We start from the raw sequence: 17,771 nt of genomic DNA, 5'->3' as shown, positions 1-17,771 counted from the left end.
ATGCCCACCGAAATTCTGATGCCCGCCCTGTCGCCGACCATGGAGGAAGGCACGCTTGCCAAATGGCTAGTCAAAGAGGGCGACACCGTCTCCTCCGGAGATCTGCTGGCCGAGATCGAAACCGACAAGGCCACGATGGAGTTCGAGGCCGTTGACGAAGGCACAATCGGCAAAATCCTGATCCCTGAAGGAACCGAAGGGGTCAAAGTCAACACCGCCATCGCGGTTTTGCTGGAAGAAGGCGAAAGCGCTGATGATATCAGTGCAACGCCTGCAGCGGCTCCGGCGGCGGCGCCAGCCGCCACGGGCAACGAGGCTTCCGCTCCAGCGGCGTCCGAAGCGCCCGTCCCCGCCCCGGCAGCGCCGGTCAAGGCAGATGGCGGTCGTATCTTCGCCTCGCCCTTGGCTCGTCGCATCGCTGCGCAAAAAGGTCTCGACCTAGCGCAAATCAGTGGATCCGGCCCACATGGGCGTATCGTCAAGGCGGATGTCGAAAGCGCAACCGCAGCCCCTGCTGTGGCGGCTGCCCCTGTACAGGCCGCATCAGCACCAGCCTCCACAGCCGCGCCAACCGGCCCCTCGACGGATATGGTCATGCGGATGTACGAATCCCGCGACTATGAAGAGGTTAAGCTGGACGGGATGCGCAAAACCATCGCCGCGCGCTTGACAGAGGCCAAACAAACCATCCCGCATTTCTATCTACGCCGGGATATCAAGCTGGATGCACTGCTGAAATTCCGCGGTCAGTTGAATAAGCAACTTGAGGCCCGTGGCGTCAAACTCAGCGTCAATGACTTCATCATCAAGGCCCTGGCCAATGCGCTGCAACAGGTGCCCGAATGCAACGCCGTCTGGGCGGGAGATCGGGTTCTGCAGCTGAAACCCTCGGACGTGGCCGTTGCCGTCGCGATCGAAGGTGGCCTGTTCACGCCGGTCCTGCAAGACGCCGACACCAAGTCGCTATCAGCGCTTTCAACCGAGATGAAGGACCTGGCTGCCCGTGCCCGCGAACGCAAGCTGGCCCCGCATGAGTATCAGGGCGGCACATTTGCGGTCTCGAACCTGGGCATGTTCGGCATCGACAATTTCGACGCTATCGTGAACCCACCGCATGCGGGCATTCTGGCCGTCGGCACTGGCGCAAAGAAACCTGTTGTTGGTGACGATGGCGAACTGACGGTTGCAACGGTCATGTCGGTTACGATGTCGGTCGATCACCGGGTCATCGACGGTGCCCTCGGTGCGCAGCTGCTGCAGGCGATCGTCGACAATCTGGAAAACCCGATGGTCATGCTGGCCTGATATCTGACTAAAAAATGGCCGCCCTCTTCTGGGCGGCCTTTTTCTTTAAGAACCTTCAGATCTAGTGATCTTTGCCCAGCATATGATCCATCGAGATCGAGGGCTGGTCACATCCTGCTTCACCGACAATCTTGGCCGGAATACCGGCAACGGTTTTGCAAGGTGGCACCTCTTGCAGCACCACCGAACCGGCGGCAATCCGGCTACAATGGCCCACTTCGATATTGCCCAAGACTTTGGCGCCGGCGCCGATCAAAACGCCATCACCAATCTTGGGGTGACGTTGCTCCTCTTCTTTTCCGGTCCCGCCCAGCGTGACCGAATGCAACATCGAAACGTTGTCGCCAACGATGGCCGTTTCACCGATCACGATGGAATGAGCATGGTCGATCATGATCCCCTTGCCGATTTTGGCAGCCGGGTGAATGTCGATGCCGAAGATTTCGGAGGACCGCATCTGGAAGAAATAGGCCAGATCATATCGCCCCTTGAGCCATAGCCAATGGGCGACGCGGTAGGCCTGCATCGCTTGATAACCCTTGAAATACAGGATCGGTTGCAGAAGACGGTGGCAGGCCGGGTCCCTCTCGTAGACCGCCATCAGATCTGCGCGGGCGGCCTCAATCAAATGGGGATCGTCAGCATAAGCTTCGTCCACGATCTCGCGCAGAACCATCATCGACATTTCGTTCGAGCATAGTTTAGCGGAAACGCGATAGGACAATGCTCTGGTCAGGCTGCGATGATGCAGAATACAGGCGTGCACCAATCCACCCATCAGTGGTTCATTCTCGACCGCGGCCTGAGCCTCGGTCGTGATGCGATCCCAAACGGGATCTACGGGTGTGACATGACTGCGCTTTTCCAACATGGCTTTTGATCCTTTGCTGCGCCTAGAATGCCATTTAGTGGCTAAAACGCCAAACGCAAACCCGTGATCGGCAAAGCAACGAAAATGAATGAGGCTGACCTGAAGCAAATCAACGAGAAAATCCTTGTCAGGCTGGACGAATTGGCGCGCCAGTCGCAGGCCGGGAAAGATGCGCAATCTGTTGTTGAACTGGATCAACAATCTATCGGTCGTCTGAGCCGGATGGATGCGCTACAGAACCAGGCCATGGCCAAGGCGCACCAAGTCAATCGGGACCTGGAATACCGACGCCTTTTGGCCGCGCTGAAGCGGATTGAAAGTCAAGAATACGGATTCTGCGAAGATTGCGGCGAGCCGATTCCAAATGGCCGACTGGAATTGGACCTCGCCGCAACCAGATGTGTCAGCTGTGCTTCTGGTTGATGCGGAACCGGATCAAATGACGCAGCACCGTCTCAAAACACCGGCAATACTGCAGATCATCGAATGAGGGTTCGGCGGCAAGGCGCCGGTTTCGCGCCGCAGCCATTAACGAACCGTTGCCGAACAACGGGTGTAGCCGCCCTGTTTTACTTACATGGCCATCAGCCGTTTCAGCTTCGGCAATCATACGTCGGCATAAACGGTCACGCTGATCGGGCGGCGCGTTCAACAAAACACGCGCCGCCGTGCTGACATCTCCGTGCAATACGGGCCGCACCGCGCCTATCCGACCTGCAGCCTGACAGGCAATCCAGGTCCGTAAGCCGCAGATATCTGCGAAACCGAAACCTCAAAAGACCCTGTAACAGTATCCGTGGCCTTCATGGATGACGTATAGTGCCAATCCGGCTGGGCAACGACCTCTTCGCGGATCAGGCTACCATTCTGCCGGACCTGAACAAGGTAGGCTTCGGTTTCTTCATTCAACGGCACATCCAGCCCGGACCAGTCATCGCCATCCAGACGTGTCCGCCGCACCCATGAGAACACGTCCCTCGAGCTGGATTGCTGCACGCGAAGATGAGAGGGGGCATAGGGCCGCAAACCATTGCCTTCAAGGGCCTCGACCAGATGCTCGTAAGAGGGATCTTCGTACCCTCTGGTTGCAGGGCCGATGCGGTAATGTTTGGTCAGGCCACGTTCTGACCGCAACAACCCTGTCTGGAAGACACGTTCGTCCAACAACACGAACATTGATCCTTCGGGCCAGACATCGGGCATGATTGCATCTGTCCCCAGCTGGCCGCGCAACCGGCCGGATAGGGTATAGACACCTTCCTCTTGCAGAGCAGCATCCGCGAACTGGAACACCTCCCAATTGCCGGGCGTTCCGTCGCCAATCGCTGCAAGATTTGCGCCGTTTAACAAGGCAGACCGTGGACGGGACTCCAGGACGCCATCTACAAGATTGACACGTAAGGCATCGCCTTCATCCCAAAGTCCGCTACTGGCCCTTCGCATCGGGCTTGCGGTGAAGCCTATTATGGCCTGCCCTGTTATCACCTGTTGTAACGCGTAATCCTCATCGCTTGATGCGGCATACACCGCAACGCTTCCTGGCCAAGGGTCTGCTGCAACCGCAAGATATGGCGCATGCGGCACTTCGGAACCGGTGATCAGAGGCAGGTCCAAGAATACCGGCAGCACCGGCACCGGAGCGACAAATGGCTTCGCTGTAACTCCATCAGCGGGGGCATCTGGCGGTGTGTAAACGCCGGGCTCGATCCTGACAGCCTCGGCCAGTTGCATTTCAGCCTGTTCAAGCCTGTCAATGCGATAGCGCGCTTCCTGCCCACCACTGACCAGCCGCACAACATCCCCTGCCCCGACATTCAAAAGCGAAGGCGGTAATGCAAACCTAGCCGTTTCACGCGAGACACGCGTCTCACTCAGCCAGCGTTCCACCGTTTGACGCCCCTCGGCCCGCGTCATGGACAACGGCATCTCATTTACCGATACCGAATGGGTTTCATCATCAGGCAACACAGCCTCTTCCGAGGCTATTTCATGGTCAGCATCAGACTGAACAAAGCGCAGCCTGACACGGCCAGACATTTCCGCCTCAGCCTCGCGGCGATATTCCACGTGTCCGTCAATGTCCGAAGTGATGGCCAACTGCTCTTCATTCAGGGTCAGGGCACGTGCGCCATCCCGCATCTGAAAGATCAGCTTTCCTTCGCGTTCAAGCGCATCGAAACCATACCGCAGCATGAGCGGTTGCAATGCCGAACGGGCATCCGAAACCTGTTCAACCGCATAGCCCTGAACGGAACCGTAAAGGCCCGAGACATCAATCTCGGTAACACCGGCAGCATGGCAAAGCTCGGTTACAACAGAGGCCAGCGTTCGTGAGCCGGAACGCCCATTAAGCCAATGGCCGCGGGCATAGTTGGCCCCGTCGCTCCACTGGCTGCGCAGGTTTGGAAAGGTCGGATAGGGCCGCGCATCCCACGCCCAGACATAGGCATTGGACACGTCCACCATCGGGCCGCCATAGCTGGATGAAACTGGATTGATATCTGCGTCCGACCAATAGCCAAGGACCGCCCTGAGGTATTGCGTCTGCAGAAAGTCGTCCCGAAGCCCGTTTGAATATTTCGGCAACCCGGATTCTGAAGATTTTGGGTCTAGAAACTTGTTGGGCTGGTTGGTGCTTTTGTCTACTGCCGCACAACCGAGCTCAGTGAACCAGATGGGCTTGGACTCTGGCAACCAGTCAGTCGGGTTGTCGCTACGCACACCATTGATTCGCTCGTGATGCGGTTGTGACCACCAGTTGCGAACGTCCTTATATCGCCAGATCCACGGCTCGTTATGTGAACCATCTTCGATCGGCGTACGGATTTGTGCCGCCTCTTCTTCGGGCGAGGCATAATACCAGTCATAGCCTTCGCCACCTTCGATGTTCCCACGCAGATAGGAAAGATCGTAGATGGATTTTGCCCCGGCATCCGCATCCACGTGATCTTCGCCGTCCCGCCAGTCGGACAGAGGCATGTAGTTGTCGATACCGACGAAATCTATGTTGTTATCCGCCCAAAGCGGATCGAGGTGGAAGTAGCGATCCCCACTGCCATCATTTGGCTGGTAGCCGAAATACTCGCTCCAGTCGGCCGCATAACCGATCTTTGTGTCTGGCCCCAGAATACTACGCACTTGCCCTGCCAAAACGCGCAGCTGCTCAACGGCGGGAAATCCGTTTAGGCCACGAATCTGGGTAAGACCACGCATTTCCGAACTGATACAGAAGGAGTCCACCCCACCTGCCGCCTTACACAAGGCAGCGTAGTGAAGAATAAATCGGCACAACCCCCATTCCTGCGGGCCAGAGTAGGAAACCGTGCCGTTTCCGATAACAAAATCATCCGCTCGCGCCTGACCAAAGAAATCGGACACCTGAACATCGGCCTCTGCCATCTGGTCCGGAGACCCGTCCCGCCCAGGCGCAACGCTCAGAGTGATGCGACCGCGCCAGGGAAGGTGCGGCTGATCGCTGGCGTCTGACCACGGGTCGGGCAATCCGTTTCCACCGATCTGATCCATCAGAATAAACGGGTAGAACATGATCCGCTTCCCCTCTTGCTTAAGGTGTTGGATCGCTTGAATGACCGACGCGTCCGCTGGTGTCGCGCCATAGACGGGCTCGTTATTTTCCTGACGAACGATCTGGGCGGTTGCCCTTGTCAGCCCCGCGACACCCCAGGGCATATTTTTGCCTTCGATACCATTTTGCAGAACCTTTGGTTGTATCTTGCATTGACCGCATCGCAGATCACTTCCGAACCAGGACACAACCAAAGAGGCGGCTTCACAGCCCGGAAGTTCACTTTTCAAGGCTTGTGTGGACGTCACGAGATCAGGCAAACCAGAGGTTGAATTCACATTGGCCGCCCAACTGCGGCCGCGGCCTTTTGTGTAATTCACCTGCTGGGACGCCAGTGCATATTCACCGGTCCCGGGCATAAGCGCCACGCCCCGTACGATATGTGACAGCGCATTCTCGGTATCGGGCAATCCGGGCTGCTCTTGCCGCACAACCTCGAACGAGAACTGCGGGACACGGTTTCCAAATGCGCCCAGCTTTAGATCTTCGATCACGATATAGGCGGTGCCACGATAGGCCGGGACGTTTCCAGTCCCTTCGATCGCTTCGATCAACGGATCGGGCAGCTGATCGTCGGTGCCGGGATAAACGCGCATATTCAAGCTACTGCGCTCAATCTCTTCGCCATCCGCCCAGACACGCGGCACGTCAGAGATCTGCCCCGCACCCAACGCAACCGCCAACGAAACTGAATAGCTATAGCTGTTGGTGGTCGTCGTAACCTCGGGCTGTTTCGGCGAGCCTTTGCCACCCCCAACCGACTGCGTGGTAGAGCTGGTGCTGCGGGTTTCCAGAAAATCCGAAGCCCAGATGACTTGCCCGCCAACACGCATTCGACCAAAGATATTGGCGACAGCAGCGCCCTCACCCGTTTGGGTCAGGCGAAAACGGTCCAACCGGCCGGTTTCCACAACTTCGCTGCCGCTGCCCATCACCGATTGGCTCATCAGCCGCTGGTCGATGACCCGGCCAAGAGTCGCGCCAATGGCACGGCCGATAACTGCCGTGGACAGACCCGCAACCGTGCCGCCAATGGCCCCGCCAACAGCGGCACCCGCCGCAGACAGTAATATCGTCGCCATTTAGATATCCTCCGTGGGAAACTCAAAACAAGAAACAACCCGCCGTCGCCACGGGTCGCTTAGAGCGCTTTCGACGACGCCATGTCCGGAATACGCGTGAATGAAACGGGGGATGTCGCCGCAAGTGCTGACAATCCCCAAATGCTTGGCAACGCCACTTTCGCGCATGCGAAACAGCAACACGTCCCCGACCGAAAACCGCGTTGGATCTTTCTCGACAAGATGGCGACGTGCTGCGGCCCACATGCGCTCTTCGCCCTGCGGCTCAGACCAATCCATGCTATAGATCGGGACGGCCTCAGGTTCGTGCCCAAGCACCGCGCGCCATACGCCACGCAGCAACCCCAGACAGTCCGTTCCGGCGCCTTTGACCGACGCCTGATGGACATACGGGGTGCCTAGCCAGCTTCTGGCCTCATCAACAATGCTTTGCTTTGTCGGGATCATCGTCTGCTTCCCCCCCTGTTTGCCCCGTTTTTCTTGGGAACCGCCATCACCCAATCTTCGGAAGGCAGGTCAGGAAAGCCCTGAAAATTCGTGATATTATTGAACTTCAAGCGGCAGGTCGTCATGCGCTTGTCGCAACCTGCGGTCAGCCTCACCCTGTCGCCCTCGGCCAATCCACCGCTGATTGCAGACCACAGAACGACCGATCGACCTGTGTCGGTCTTTTGGTCTTTCTTGACCGCCCCCCACAGCCCAGCCGCACGGCCTGTCAGCACATCAAGCCGACCACGTTCGAACCATGTCTCAAGGTGAGTTTCCGCCCCTCGCAGCTGCAAAATACTGCCACCCGTCAAACCGACGATCTCAGCTTCGGCCGAGTATCCCAGGGCATCGGTGTTGAACCCGCACGCCTTGTCGCCCAGCACGGCTGTGCAGGGCTTTTGGTAAATCCGGCCCAAAGGTCGGTTCAACTTATCTGTCAGGCCCCGCAGTTCGGCATGAAAAGCCCCACCTGCCCGTCGCAATTCACCGATTGATCCGCGGAACTGCAACATTCGCTGCGATGGATCGGCCCAGTTCACAAGCCATGCCCGCACCTCGGCCCCGTCGAAGCGACCGGATTCGATATCCTCTTCGGTTACTGCGACATCCGATAACGCACCCATTGCTTCCGAGTTATCAATGGACAGCCCCGTTGCCTGCTCGATCGCGGCTGCTGTCAGACCCGAACTTGCATTGAAGTCCAGGCCTTCAAAGCTCAGCTTCAGGTCATGGTCGGTAAAGCCAAACTGAACACCGTCTGTGCGCGTAATCGCCCAACACCGACAGGTCGTTGTCAGACCACTCTGCAGATGGGCCTGCAGTGCCTGTTTGTCACCCGCCATCAGACACGCACCTCGACCACTGGCACGTTCGGAACGTCCCCTGCCTGAAAACTCGCGACACTTGTCTGGATCTTGTCGGTGTCAAACCTCACTGGCACATCGAATTCAAAGCCGGCGGTGATATCAACCCGTTCAGGCGGAGGCGAATAGAACGTGACCAACCCCGAGTTCAGATCCACCTCGAAGTCGACACCTTCACGCATCTCATCCTGCTCGACGCCCACGCGGACGGTTCCCAATACGGGTTTGACGACCGGCCTTACATAGCTGAATCCACCCGAGGAATAGGTCTTTACCAACTGGAACTCTGTCGCAACGCCATCGCCTTGCGCAATGATCTGGTCACCCTTGGCAACCTCGGCCGTGGCCGTACCAGATTTGAAATCAGACCAGTCTTTCCAGCGAAATCCAAACATCTGGCCCTGCCTCGCCTCGAAGAACGAGATCAACGTTTCGATGTCATCCAAGGATCGCATCCCCAGACCGGCATCATAGCGACGCCGCGAATGCGCCCAGGGGGTATTGCGCTCTTCGAACCCGTTCGCCAGCGTCACAATATCCGTGCGCCTCTCGGGCCCACCCACCGAACCAAAACTCAGGCTGGCCGGAAATCTCACCTCGTGGAAATTCATGGTCTGCTCCCTGATCTACCTATTGCGATTGCCACGGCCCAGCGCGCGGCTCATCTGGGCCGCGATCTGGCTTTGGCTTCGACGGAAACCCTGTACGTCCGGGGTCGTGATGTTCATCACCACGTTCACCGCAGAGCCGCCGCCAGACATGCGCACGCCCAATTTCCCGTCAGTTCCGCGGGCCAGCGGCATAATGGCCTCGGGGCCAGCCTCGCCCATCAGCCCGGTGCCGCCACGCATCGGAAACGTGGTTGGACCGCTGATCACTCCACCGTTGGCAAAGGGCATCACCCGCCCTTGACTAAAACTGCCGCCATCCGCGAAAGGCAGGATGCCCTTCACAAAGCCGCCGATCCCATTGGCCAAAAGGCCTCCGAAATGATCCGTGACCGGTTTGATCGCCGCCGAATACGCGGTGCGGATCATCGAGTTCTTCAGCACGTCCAGCGCATCGGACAGGTTCATCCCGTCCATCACGACGCCATCGAACGCCCGCCGCAGGCCGCCGGACATGCCACGCTCCAGCGTGGCAACATCCTTGCCCGTTTCCTCAAATGCCGCCTTGATGCGCTTCATCTGCCCATCAAATGCCGCGGCCATCGACGCCGCATCACCCAGCGAGTCGCCAAGCGCCTCGCCCCGCTCCTGCAGGTCTTCCAACCCGTTACGATCCGTCATCACGCTCTCCTATTGTCTTGTCCGGATAGGCCGTCAGCAACGCATCCAAACCCATTCTGTTCATCGAAGGCATGCCCGCGCCATGCCCCAGCATCAGCCGCAACTCGGCCGGGGTAAGGCTCCAGAATTGATCCGGTGTCAGGCGTAGGCTGAGGTATCCGGCCCGCATCAATGCGGGCCAGTCGAACCCGCTCATGCCTGCCCCGGCACCATGAAGGCCCTTGCCAACAACTCGGCCGCAGCACACGCGCCGTGCATTGGCCCGCCCTCAATCTCGGCACTCAGCAGATCGGCGCGGGTGACATTGGCCCCGCCCCCCCGCAGCCCGGCGACGATAAGCGCCAGAACATCACCGCTGGAATAGGCGCCGCCTTCGAACCTTTGCACCAGTTCAACCAGTGTCCCTGTGCCCAATTCCCGTTCCAGTTCCGCCAAAGCGCCCAAGGTCAGCTTCAGAACCCGTTGCTCTCCATCGATGGTCAGTGCCACCTCTCCTGTCCACGGATTGGCCATCGTTACAGCGCCGTAAAGGTCAGAGCACCGGCGCTTGCCATGCTCATTTCATAGGTCGCTTCGCCATTGTGAGAGCCCGCATATTCGATGCCGGTCACCTGGAACGCACCCTCAACAATCCCGAAATCCGGGATGATGATCTGGAAACCCGGTGTCTCACCGTCAAAGAACAGCTGTCGCGCGCGCTCATCCGTTCCCGCGTCCTTGAATACGCCCGAGCCCGAAATCGAGGCCGACTTGACCCCCGCGCCAGACAAAAGCTCGCGCCAGCCACCCTGGCTTTCCAGGCTGGTCACATCGACACTTTCCGCGTTGAAACTGACCCGCGTGGCACGCAGCCCCGCAATGGTCTCGAACAGGCCTGAGCCGTTCATATCCACTTTGACCAACAGGTCTTTTCCGTTCTGGGCAGCCATTTGCTCTCTCCGTTGATTGCTTAATCGTCTTCCACGCGGGCGCGGAATTTCAGGTCGATCTGGCGGATCGCGCCGCCCGTTCCGGTCCGACGGGCCGAGGCACGTTCGAACCACAGCCCGACCAATCGGCCTCGATCCAGGGTCAGCCCCGCACTGTCCAGGGTGTCACAAACCGCCCCCGCCAACGTTTTTGCTGCACCGAACCCGGCAGCTTCGGACACGACGGACACCGTGAACCGATGCACCGCACCGGTCCCCGACCGGTCCGAGGCATCGCGCACCTCTTCCGGGCCCAGCGTCACATAGGTTTGCGGAACTGAACCCGCTGGAACGGCGTCATAGATCGCTCCACCTGAAAGAGTGCTGATCTGTGTGTCTTCCGACAATTTCTGGTAAATTGCCGCCTGCAACGCGGCTGAAACGCCATAGCTCATACCGCCACCTCCTCATCCGCAAAGCAGATCAAGTACTGGCCGCGCAGGTCCCGCTCGGCGACGGCGCGGATAACGAAACGGCGTGTGCCTTCCGCAAACCGCTGATCCGGCGAGGGGCGCATGGTCGATCCTTCGGGCGCGCCACGAACCACAATCCGGTAGCCGACACGCGAAACCGGCAACCCTGCAACATTTCGCTCTGACCCGCTGCGCGCAGTGACTTCGGCCCAAACCGAGCCCAAGGCGACCCATGTTTCCAGATACCCACCGGCGCCATCAGCGGTGCGCACGGAGGATTCAAGCAACAGTTTTCTATTCAGCCGGGGCGCCTTCATTGGGCCACCCCTGCACCAAAACGAACCACACGATAGCGTTGGATCAGGCTGGTCACGCCAAAGGGCATACAGCCGGCACCCAACGTGGTCTCATCCCGGTATTCATAGTAATGCGCGGCCAACAGCAGAACCGCCTGCCCAAGATCTGCCGGCAAGCTTGACCATTCCCCGGCAATACCGGCGATAAACGCGATCTTCACGGATCCGCCGGTCGAAATAGCGGGCAAGACAGCCCCGGCAGGGCGTATCCGCGGGCGCTGGCTATCGCGATCCAATCTGTATCTGTCAGACGAAACGGCGGTTTCAGTACCCGCTGCATCCGTCAAACTGACCGTATTGATGGTCGAGACCGGCGCCACAGGCAGCACTTCGCCCGCAGGGTCACGCCAACTGTTAAGGCTCCAGGAAAACTCACGCGTGATAAGTACCTTCCCGGTACGCGCCTCAATCGCAGCAATCGCCGCCCTTAAGAAGCCCTTGAGCACTTCATCCTGCACGCTGGCACCAGTAAAGCCTGTTCCCAGCCTCAAATGCGCCTTGAACTGATCCACCGGCAGCGCCGCATCCGCGATGGCGGTTTCTTCGATCAACATCATCCATTCACTCCGCAATCTCGGACCCCTCCGGGGCCGTAACTTCAGGAATTGACGGGCACGCGCCGCCCCACGTTGCTCGGACGGAGGGGAGCAGCTAGACAACGCAGGGGTCTCACCCCGACCCGCGCCCGCCGCCCCGAGGGGCGAAGGCCCCCCGGGATTCAGCCCGCTTTAGGCGGTGCCGAATTTCACGAGTTTGATCGCAGCAAAGTCGCTGACATCGCCGCCGACGCGCTTGGTCGCATAGAACAGAACATGCGGTTTGGCGCTGAAGGGATCGCGCAATACGCGCAGGTCCGGACGCTCGGCGATGGTATAGCCCGCCTGGAAGTCACCGAAAGCAATCGAAAAGCTGTCGGTTCCCGCATCCGGCATATCTTCGGCGATCAGCACCGGATACCCCATCAGCCGCGCCGGCTCACCAGCAGCCAGACCGTCCGACCACAAGAAGCGGCCATCGCTGTCTTTCAGCTTGCGGATCAGACCAGCAGTTTTCGAGTTCATCACGAAGGTCCCGTTGACCCGGTACTGCGCACCCAGCGCATAAACCACGTCCACAATGGCATCCGCCTCGACACCGCCATCGATGCCGGTGGGGATATAACCAATGTTACCCCAATCCCAGACATCGTTGTCGACCTTGGCGTGGTTCAGAATACCCTTGGGTTTGTCCGCACCGTCGCCGTTGATAAAGGCCGAGGCCTCAGCGCGTGCAAACTTGTCCGCGATACGACCGGCCAGCCAACCCTCGACATCGAACGCGCTGTCATCCAGCAGTCGCTGCGAGGCTTTGGGCAGTGCGCTCAGCTCGTGCAGCGGGATCGAGATCCGGTCAATCGACGGGGTGCTGGTTTCGCTCGCCGCAGCATTTTCATCTGCCCAGCCCGCACCGACATCCGTGTGGTCGATCAAAACATCGAACGAGTTCGCCTCGACATTTACGATCGAAGCAATCGAGCGGATAGAGGCCGTAGATTTCAGCACCGATTTGATGATCTCGGCGGTTTGCGGGTCAATCAGGTACCCACCGTCACTGTTCACAGCGCTCGAGAGGGATTTCACCTCCATCTCAAGCCCACGCAGGCCGTCATCCTCACCCGAACGCACATAGGCATCAAAGGCCTTCTGATGCGGTGCGCCGTCCTCGATTGAGGCCGCAAGATGCGGACGTGCCGCGATGGTTGATTTACGATCCAGCATGGTCAGTCGCTCTTCTGTCTGTTGCAATTTTGTCTTAACTTCAGCCTTGAGGCCCTTGAATTCGTTCACGAAGCCAGTCATCGCCTGCTTCACCTCCTGAACCAGGGGCACACCCTCTCCGGTCAAGGCCGGGGTTTCGGTCTTGCTCATCAGCACTTCCTTTTTGGGGGTGAGGTTTCGGCGCGCTAGGTTCGCGCCAGCTCCTGCCGGGCGTGATCAAACACCTCGGCAATACTGCACCAGGTGTTCTCGGCCTCGGGGTCCACTCCCTTTGCCGCCACCCGCGCACTGGGCAGCATCGGGAACGTCACCAGCGACACCTCCCACAGCTCCAGTTCGGTCAGGACCCGCTGGCCCATGTCATTCTTCACGGCGCGCTTGGTACGATAGCCAATCGACAGGCCATCCATTGCGCCCGCCCGGATCAACTCGGCCGCCTCGCGACCTTTCTGAGTGCTTTCCAGCAGACGTCCCTTGACCCACAAGCCCCGGTCATCTTCGTGCACCTCATCCCAGACACCAATGGGCTGCGCCGGGTCATGCTGCCAGAGCATCTTGACCCGTTGACCCGCTGTGCCCAGCCTCTCAAGCGAACCGCGATACGCACCTTTCTGCACCACGTCACTGCCCTGATCCACCTGTCCAAACAGGCTGGCATAACCTTCGATCACCGCGTCCTCGGTCACCGAAAGACCCTCTCCGAACCGTGCGAACTTATGCTCCAAATCCATAAACTTCTCCATGTAACTCTCTGAATTCATGGCGTTACTGAAAGGAATGACTGAAACGCCTGCGCTAGGATCACCGCTGCCACGCCATACACCGTCAACCACAACCGCCTCTCCAGCCGCTCCATCATCTCTTCGATCTGATCCAGCCGCTGGCACAAATGCGCATGCTGAATCTCGGCCACCCGCTCATGCGCGGCCAGCCGCAAGCCTGGCGCGCAATCGAATGGCGGATATCCTTCAGCCATCCGCACGCTCCGGCAGCCCCAGCAAAGCACGCTTTTCTGCGTCAGTCAGGAACTCAGCCCCATTGACCCGCGCCCAAAGCGCATCCCGCTCGGAGGACAACGCTGGAACCTGATCCAGATCGGGCTTCAGCATAAGCTCTTCGCCGATAAAGCCGGCCAACCACGCCGACACCACCGCCGCCACCCGCGTCACCAGGGGCAGCACGGTCAGGCGGTAAAACGCCCGGTTGGCCTCCTGATAGTTCGAATAGGTCGCATCGCCCTGGATCCCCAGCAACATCGGCGGGACCCCAAAGGCCAGCGCGATCTCGCGGGCGGCGGCTTCCTTGGTCTTTTGAAACTCCATGTCCGAGGGCGAAAAGCCCATCGGCTTCCAATCCAACCCCCCTTCAAGAACCATCGGACGACCAGCATTGCGCGCCCCGCGATAGTTCTGCTCGATCTCATCGGAAAGACGCCGGAACTGATCCTCGGCCATCACCCCTTGGCCATCACCGCCCTTCCAAACCAGCGCCCCCGAAGGTCGCGCTGCATTGTCGAGCAGCGATTTTGACCACCGAGACGCGCTGTTGTGCACATCAATCGCCATCGCCGCAGCCTGCATCGGCGAGAACCCGTAGTGATCATCTTGCGGGTGGAACGATTTGATATGACAGATGTTTTCCGCCGCAAACCGGTGTTTCTTGCCGCCCACAGCGTAATCATACGCCTTGGGCCAGCCATCCGCTCCCGGCACCACGCTCATCCGGTCGGATCGCAAGACATGCAGCTCAACCGGCAGCCCTTCTTCGGCCTGAACCGCCTCAACATAGGCATTGCCCGACAGCAGCAACTGCGCAAACAAGGCCTCCATCAACTCTGCCCGCCCCTGTGCGGCATTCGGACGGCGCATCAGGGACAGGATCGGATGTACATCATAGCGCTGCGCCTGATCCTGCAGCACCAAAGGTAACGCCGCCGCCGCCTCGGCAATCAGCTTGACCGAGCGAAACCCCACCGGGTTCCCCGCAAACCCCGTCCGCGTCAGCGACACCGCATCCCGCGGACTCCACGCTACGCGCCCCCCGGTCTGCCACGCCACCACAGGCCCCGCCGCGCTCGCCTTCGCCTCGGGCGCCTCATCAGCCGATCCACGACGCAAGAAATCGAATACCATCTGTGCTCCTTTCTGCCGCCGCTCTGCCCGGCTTGTTGAAAGGAGTTATGACGGAAAGAAGTTTAAGCCTTGGGAATGGGGCGTACGGAGGGTGGGCAACGGATCGCGAGCATCAATTTTGTGTATTGCTAACTTCACCTTCGATCCGCCAGTCGCGCAATAGATTTAGCAAACGGCGTTCAAGTTCTTCGGCGTCCTCGAGGGTGATAAATTGGGATTTGATTGCGTAGTTGAGCTGGCCAAGCTCGGTGTCGGTTCTGACGCGACACCTTTCCCCATCGCTGTATGTTGTACACGAAACTTCACGTTGCTGGCTGAGCTCTCGATAAAAGGGAGAACTCGCATGCGCGACATGAAAAAACTGACGCTCGCATCTTTTGCCACCCGGTCTCCGGGCCCCGCTAAAGGTATTGGCGCAATATACTGCCTGCAACCCACCCCCCGGCGGCCCATAGTCCAAGCCGGCGGCATATGCCCGAGGGACTCTGTATCCTTCGCTGCCAATATGCTGGAACCGCCAAGGTTCGTCTTTGACCACATGATAGCCGACTAGCAGCACCATTGCCCCGACTATTAAGATTATAAGCGGTGCAAAAATAATCTTTTCAGTAAAGCTGAACAAGGCTGATGTCATGAGCAACAAGGCAATAAATGCGCAAACTTTTGCCGCGAAGAACTTGTAGGCTAGGCCAGAATTATTGACGTCATCGTGGTAGTCCCACATCGCGTGGCCGAGGAAATAGAGGGCGAGAAAAAAGAAAAGTATGCCCGCACTAATTGCCAACAAATACAATTTTTTCTTCATGGACGCCTCAGTGGACTTACGAGAAGGAACTATAAGATCTTGTTTCAATTTGATTTTTAAGATCAAAACTCAAGATTGCCAAACCCAGTTAAATCAAAAGCTGTTTACGTGTCGAAACAAACACCTTGTAGATGAAGGTAGCCTAACAGTCCTCAAGCCACCTCAAAAGTGTGGATTTCATGCCCTTACTCTCACAACGCCCGCACCCTCGGCCGCCGAAACGCCCCCGCAGGCCCCACAACCAACTCATGCAACGCCCAGACCAGTGCGTCGACCCGGTCGGGTGAGCCCTGACCCTCGAACCCCCGCGCGGTCATCTGGCACATCTGCTCCTCCAGCGCGCCCAGCCCAGCCACATGGCTTATCCGCCCCTGTTCGTACAAAGCCGCCACAGGCTCGGCCCGCGCGACCTTGCCGCGTGACGCTCGCACCGCGCGGTACGGGACCAAAGGGTCCACCTGCCGCACGACCTCTTCCACCAGCTGGCCACCCTGATTGACCTCAGCCACCAGCCGTTCGGCCCCAAATTCATCCATCGCATCAATCGCCGCCTGCGCCCAGCCCGCCGGGCCCACGCCCTGCACCGTCCGGTCAGCCAGCACATAGGCGCGCCACTCCTCGGGCTGCCCTTGCAAGCACGCCCCAACGACGACAATCCCGCAAGCATCCGCATCTGCCCCCGCCGTCACCGCCGGGTCCAGCGCCACCACGATGCGATCCAACTCCGGCACATGCGCACAGCGCGCTGCCTCTAGCATAGAACCCGTCCACAGTGCCCCCTCGGCATCCGACAGCAGCACCCCGTCCAACTCCTGCCGCCCTAGCCGTGTACCGGCATAGCGCGCGCGCACCTCGGCTAGAAACGACCCCGCTAAATTGGCCCGGTTCGCCTCGGTCGGCGCATGGGTCTGCACCGTGGACGGCGACGCCAGCAGATCCTTCAAAACCTTCACATTGCGCGGCGTGGTCGTCACACAGACCCGGGGCTGATCCCCCAACCGCAGCGCAAATTGCAACATGTCCCAGGTCTCGCCCGCCTTTTTCCACTTAGCCAGCTCATCCACCCAGGCTGCATCGAATTGCGGCCCCCGCAATCCCTCGGGGTCATGCGCTGAAAACGCCTGCGCCTCGGCTCCGTTGGGCCAGATCAGCTTGCGTTCCGACGCCTTCCAGATAGGCCGACGATCCGGTGGCGAGCATTGTAAAATCCCGCTATCGCCAAAAATCATCACATCGCGCACCTGATCAAAGGTCTCGCCGACCAAGGCCACACGACAGGCCGCCCCCTTGTCCAACGGCAATGACCCCTCGACCACAGACCGCACCCACTCAGCTCCGGCCCGGGTCTTACCGGCCCCACGCCCCCCCATGATCACCCACGACCGCCAATCGCCCTCGGGCGGCAATTGATGCGGCAGAGCCCAGAACTCAAACAGGAAAGGGAGGGCGCATAGCCCCCCCTCCCCGATCTCACTCAGAAATCTGTCCTGCACCGCAGCAGGCGCGGAGGCGAGCCAGCCTGCACCCGATCTCAGATCGTGCCCGATCAAGGTCGAGCGCATAGCCCCCTTGGGCAATTCCGGCTTGTCTGTGATGTTGTTCGACAAAGCTTGTCTCCACTTTTTGGCAACTTCGGATCAGCCCCTCAAGCTGACCCAGTTGCTTGCCTGCACCAGCAAGATCTGCATCCTCCCCGGCACCGATCTGCCTGCGCAGTTCTTCCGCTGCTTTGCGCAGATCGCGAATGGATGTCTCAAGTGACTGCAACAAGTCAGCCGTCTGGGAAATCCGCTCTTCCGGGGTAATTAAAGTCATGTTTGCGTATTGACCTCATGCGTGAGTTTTCTCCGCACGA

Annotated in this window: 22 protein-coding genes; 2 read left to right on the top strand and 20 right to left on the bottom strand. The window is 59.1% G+C overall.

The window, feature by feature from the left end:
• On the top strand, window positions 1-1,305 hold the full coding sequence (locus tag AC2FIC_RS09235; RefSeq protein WP_496691067.1) for a pyruvate dehydrogenase complex dihydrolipoamide acetyltransferase: 1,305 nt from the start codon (window positions 1-3) through the stop codon (window positions 1,303-1,305).
• Between the two features lie 61 nt (window positions 1,306-1,366).
• On the opposite strand, the gene cysE is transcribed toward AC2FIC_RS09235, so the two are convergent.
• A complete protein-coding gene (gene cysE, locus AC2FIC_RS09230) occupies window positions 1,367-2,176 on the bottom strand; it encodes a serine O-acetyltransferase (RefSeq protein WP_496676121.1) in 810 nt (269 codons plus the stop codon).
• Window positions 2,177-2,239: 63 nt separating this feature from the next.
• Here cysE and AC2FIC_RS09225 point away from each other — a divergent pair, with 63 nt between their 5' ends.
• Entirely contained in the window at window positions 2,240-2,599 is a 360-nt protein-coding gene (locus tag AC2FIC_RS09225) for a TraR/DksA family transcriptional regulator (protein ID WP_496870143.1), read from the top strand.
• On the opposite strand, the gene AC2FIC_RS09220 is transcribed toward AC2FIC_RS09225, so the two are convergent.
• The 19 genes from AC2FIC_RS09220 to AC2FIC_RS09130 all read right to left on the bottom strand — a co-directional run bounded on the left by AC2FIC_RS09220 (window position 2,580) and on the right by AC2FIC_RS09130 (window position 17,731).
• On the bottom strand, window positions 2,580-2,876 hold the full coding sequence (locus AC2FIC_RS09220) for a DUF7742 family protein (RefSeq protein ID WP_496691065.1): 297 nt from the start codon (window positions 2,874-2,876) through the stop codon (window positions 2,580-2,582). The two genes, AC2FIC_RS09225 and AC2FIC_RS09220, sit on opposite strands and share 20 nt — an antisense overlap.
• A gap of 5 nt (window positions 2,877-2,881) precedes the next feature.
• Window positions 2,882-6,844 carry a baseplate multidomain protein megatron gene (locus AC2FIC_RS09215; protein ID WP_496691064.1) on the bottom strand — a complete coding sequence of 1,321 codons (3,963 nt, stop codon included), beginning with the start codon at window positions 6,842-6,844 and terminating at the stop codon, window positions 2,882-2,884.
• On the bottom strand, window positions 6,845-7,291 hold the full coding sequence (locus AC2FIC_RS09210; RefSeq protein ID WP_496691063.1) for an NlpC/P60 family protein: 447 nt from the start codon (window positions 7,289-7,291) through the stop codon (window positions 6,845-6,847). It lies immediately after the preceding gene.
• On the bottom strand, window positions 7,288-8,175 hold the full coding sequence (locus AC2FIC_RS09205; RefSeq protein ID WP_496691062.1) for a phage/gene transfer agent baseplate hub protein: 888 nt from the start codon (window positions 8,173-8,175) through the stop codon (window positions 7,288-7,290). The genes AC2FIC_RS09210 and AC2FIC_RS09205 overlap by 4 nt, the downstream gene beginning before the upstream one ends.
• The gene (locus AC2FIC_RS09200) at window positions 8,175-8,807 is read right to left on the bottom strand and encodes a phage distal tail protein, Rcc01695 family (protein ID WP_496691061.1); all 633 of its coding nucleotides are present in this window, start codon (window positions 8,805-8,807) and stop codon (window positions 8,175-8,177) included. Before AC2FIC_RS09200 ends, AC2FIC_RS09205 begins: the two co-directional genes overlap by 1 nt.
• A gap of 15 nt (window positions 8,808-8,822) precedes the next feature.
• A complete protein-coding gene (locus tag AC2FIC_RS09195; protein WP_271947594.1) occupies window positions 8,823-9,485 on the bottom strand; it encodes an RcGTA-type gene transfer agent tail tape measure protein in 663 nt (220 codons plus the stop codon).
• Window positions 9,472-9,681, bottom strand: coding sequence for a rcc01693 family protein (locus AC2FIC_RS09190; RefSeq protein ID WP_142633192.1), 210 nt, complete (start codon window positions 9,679-9,681; stop codon window positions 9,472-9,474). The genes AC2FIC_RS09195 and AC2FIC_RS09190 overlap by 14 nt, the downstream gene beginning before the upstream one ends.
• Window positions 9,678-9,998: a gene transfer agent family protein gene (locus AC2FIC_RS09185; protein WP_142633190.1), complete on the bottom strand. Its 321-nt coding sequence runs from the start codon at window positions 9,996-9,998 to the stop codon at window positions 9,678-9,680. Before AC2FIC_RS09185 ends, AC2FIC_RS09190 begins: the two co-directional genes overlap by 4 nt.
• 2 nt (window positions 9,999-10,000) lie before the next feature.
• Complete coding sequence (locus AC2FIC_RS09180) at window positions 10,001-10,414, bottom strand: phage major tail protein, TP901-1 family (protein ID WP_142633188.1); 414 nt, start codon at window positions 10,412-10,414, stop codon at window positions 10,001-10,003.
• A 20-nt stretch (window positions 10,415-10,434) separates the two neighbouring features.
• On the bottom strand, window positions 10,435-10,848 hold the full coding sequence (locus AC2FIC_RS09175) for a DUF3168 domain-containing protein (protein WP_496691060.1): 414 nt from the start codon (window positions 10,846-10,848) through the stop codon (window positions 10,435-10,437).
• Window positions 10,845-11,183 carry a phage head closure protein gene (locus tag AC2FIC_RS09170; RefSeq protein ID WP_142633184.1) on the bottom strand — a complete coding sequence of 113 codons (339 nt, stop codon included), beginning with the start codon at window positions 11,181-11,183 and terminating at the stop codon, window positions 10,845-10,847. Before AC2FIC_RS09170 ends, AC2FIC_RS09175 begins: the two co-directional genes overlap by 4 nt.
• A complete protein-coding gene (locus AC2FIC_RS09165; protein WP_496691059.1) occupies window positions 11,180-11,779 on the bottom strand; it encodes a head-tail connector protein in 600 nt (199 codons plus the stop codon). The genes AC2FIC_RS09170 and AC2FIC_RS09165 overlap by 4 nt, the downstream gene beginning before the upstream one ends.
• 171 nt (window positions 11,780-11,950) lie before the next feature.
• Window positions 11,951-13,129 (bottom strand): phage major capsid protein, encoded by a 1,179-nt coding sequence (locus AC2FIC_RS09160; RefSeq protein ID WP_142633179.1) that lies wholly within the window; start codon window positions 13,127-13,129, stop codon window positions 11,951-11,953.
• A gap of 35 nt (window positions 13,130-13,164) precedes the next feature.
• Complete coding sequence (locus tag AC2FIC_RS09155) at window positions 13,165-13,722, bottom strand: HK97 family phage prohead protease (RefSeq protein WP_496691058.1); 558 nt, start codon at window positions 13,720-13,722, stop codon at window positions 13,165-13,167.
• 14 nt (window positions 13,723-13,736) lie between these two features.
• Window positions 13,737-13,955: a GTA head formation protein, RCAP_rcc01685 family gene (locus tag AC2FIC_RS09150; RefSeq protein ID WP_496691057.1), complete on the bottom strand. Its 219-nt coding sequence runs from the start codon at window positions 13,953-13,955 to the stop codon at window positions 13,737-13,739.
• Entirely contained in the window at window positions 13,948-15,111 is a 1,164-nt protein-coding gene (locus AC2FIC_RS09145; protein WP_496691056.1) for a phage portal protein, read from the bottom strand. Before AC2FIC_RS09145 ends, AC2FIC_RS09150 begins: the two co-directional genes overlap by 8 nt.
• Window positions 15,112-15,223: 112 nt before the next feature.
• Window positions 15,224-15,916 (bottom strand): hypothetical protein, encoded by a 693-nt coding sequence (locus tag AC2FIC_RS09140; RefSeq protein WP_496691055.1) that lies wholly within the window; start codon window positions 15,914-15,916, stop codon window positions 15,224-15,226.
• A 191-nt stretch (window positions 15,917-16,107) separates the two neighbouring features.
• Window positions 16,108-17,478, bottom strand: coding sequence for a DNA-packaging protein (locus AC2FIC_RS09135; RefSeq protein WP_496691054.1), 1,371 nt, complete (start codon window positions 17,476-17,478; stop codon window positions 16,108-16,110).
• Entirely contained in the window at window positions 17,387-17,731 is a 345-nt protein-coding gene (locus AC2FIC_RS09130; protein ID WP_496688435.1) for a hypothetical protein, read from the bottom strand. The genes AC2FIC_RS09135 and AC2FIC_RS09130 overlap by 92 nt, the downstream gene beginning before the upstream one ends.
• Window positions 17,732-17,771 lie beyond the last annotated feature (40 nt).

The organism is Ruegeria sp. CDSC079, assembly GCF_059610505.1.
The sequence above is the reverse complement of the archived record's forward strand: the minus strand, read 5'-3'. Positions and strand labels throughout refer to the sequence as shown.

What these genes read in the sequence shown, in the direction of transcription:
- cysE (WP_496676121.1), bottom strand. Translation starts at nt 2,176, where the DNA reads ATGTTGGAAAAGCGCAGTCATGTCACACCCGTAGATCCCGTTTGGGAT.
- AC2FIC_RS09145 (WP_496691056.1), bottom strand. Translation starts at nt 15,111, where the DNA reads ATGGTATTCGATTTCTTGCGTCGTGGATCGGCTGATGAGGCGCCCGAG.
- AC2FIC_RS09180 (WP_142633188.1), bottom strand. Translation starts at nt 10,414, where the DNA reads ATGGCTGCCCAGAACGGAAAAGACCTGTTGGTCAAAGTGGATATGAAC.
- AC2FIC_RS09185 (WP_142633190.1), bottom strand. Translation starts at nt 9,998, where the DNA reads ATGGCCAATCCGTGGACAGGAGAGGTGGCACTGACCATCGATGGAGAG.
- AC2FIC_RS09170 (WP_142633184.1), bottom strand. Translation starts at nt 11,183, where the DNA reads ATGAAGGCGCCCCGGCTGAATAGAAAACTGTTGCTTGAATCCTCCGTG.
- AC2FIC_RS09150 (WP_496691057.1), bottom strand. Translation starts at nt 13,955, where the DNA reads ATGGCTGAAGGATATCCGCCATTCGATTGCGCGCCAGGCTTGCGGCTG.
- AC2FIC_RS09135 (WP_496691054.1), bottom strand. Translation starts at nt 17,478, where the DNA reads ATGCGCTCGACCTTGATCGGGCACGATCTGAGATCGGGTGCAGGCTGG.
- AC2FIC_RS09160 (WP_142633179.1), bottom strand. Translation starts at nt 13,129, where the DNA reads ATGAGCAAGACCGAAACCCCGGCCTTGACCGGAGAGGGTGTGCCCCTG.
- AC2FIC_RS09215 (WP_496691064.1), bottom strand. Translation starts at nt 6,844, where the DNA reads ATGGCGACGATATTACTGTCTGCGGCGGGTGCCGCTGTTGGCGGGGCC.
- AC2FIC_RS09210 (WP_496691063.1), bottom strand. Translation starts at nt 7,291, where the DNA reads ATGATCCCGACAAAGCAAAGCATTGTTGATGAGGCCAGAAGCTGGCTA.
- AC2FIC_RS09235 (WP_496691067.1), top strand. Translation starts at nt 1, where the DNA reads ATGCCCACCGAAATTCTGATGCCCGCCCTGTCGCCGACCATGGAGGAA.
- AC2FIC_RS09195 (WP_271947594.1), bottom strand. Translation starts at nt 9,485, where the DNA reads ATGACGGATCGTAACGGGTTGGAAGACCTGCAGGAGCGGGGCGAGGCG.
- AC2FIC_RS09190 (WP_142633192.1), bottom strand. Translation starts at nt 9,681, where the DNA reads ATGAGCGGGTTCGACTGGCCCGCATTGATGCGGGCCGGATACCTCAGC.
- AC2FIC_RS09130 (WP_496688435.1), bottom strand. Translation starts at nt 17,731, where the DNA reads ATGACTTTAATTACCCCGGAAGAGCGGATTTCCCAGACGGCTGACTTG.
- AC2FIC_RS09140 (WP_496691055.1), bottom strand. Translation starts at nt 15,916, where the DNA reads ATGAAGAAAAAATTGTATTTGTTGGCAATTAGTGCGGGCATACTTTTC.
- AC2FIC_RS09205 (WP_496691062.1), bottom strand. Translation starts at nt 8,175, where the DNA reads ATGGCGGGTGACAAACAGGCACTGCAGGCCCATCTGCAGAGTGGTCTG.
- AC2FIC_RS09155 (WP_496691058.1), bottom strand. Translation starts at nt 13,722, where the DNA reads ATGGAGAAGTTTATGGATTTGGAGCATAAGTTCGCACGGTTCGGAGAG.
- AC2FIC_RS09200 (WP_496691061.1), bottom strand. Translation starts at nt 8,807, where the DNA reads ATGAATTTCCACGAGGTGAGATTTCCGGCCAGCCTGAGTTTTGGTTCG.
- AC2FIC_RS09165 (WP_496691059.1), bottom strand. Translation starts at nt 11,779, where the DNA reads ATGATGTTGATCGAAGAAACCGCCATCGCGGATGCGGCGCTGCCGGTG.
- AC2FIC_RS09175 (WP_496691060.1), bottom strand. Translation starts at nt 10,848, where the DNA reads ATGAGCTATGGCGTTTCAGCCGCGTTGCAGGCGGCAATTTACCAGAAA.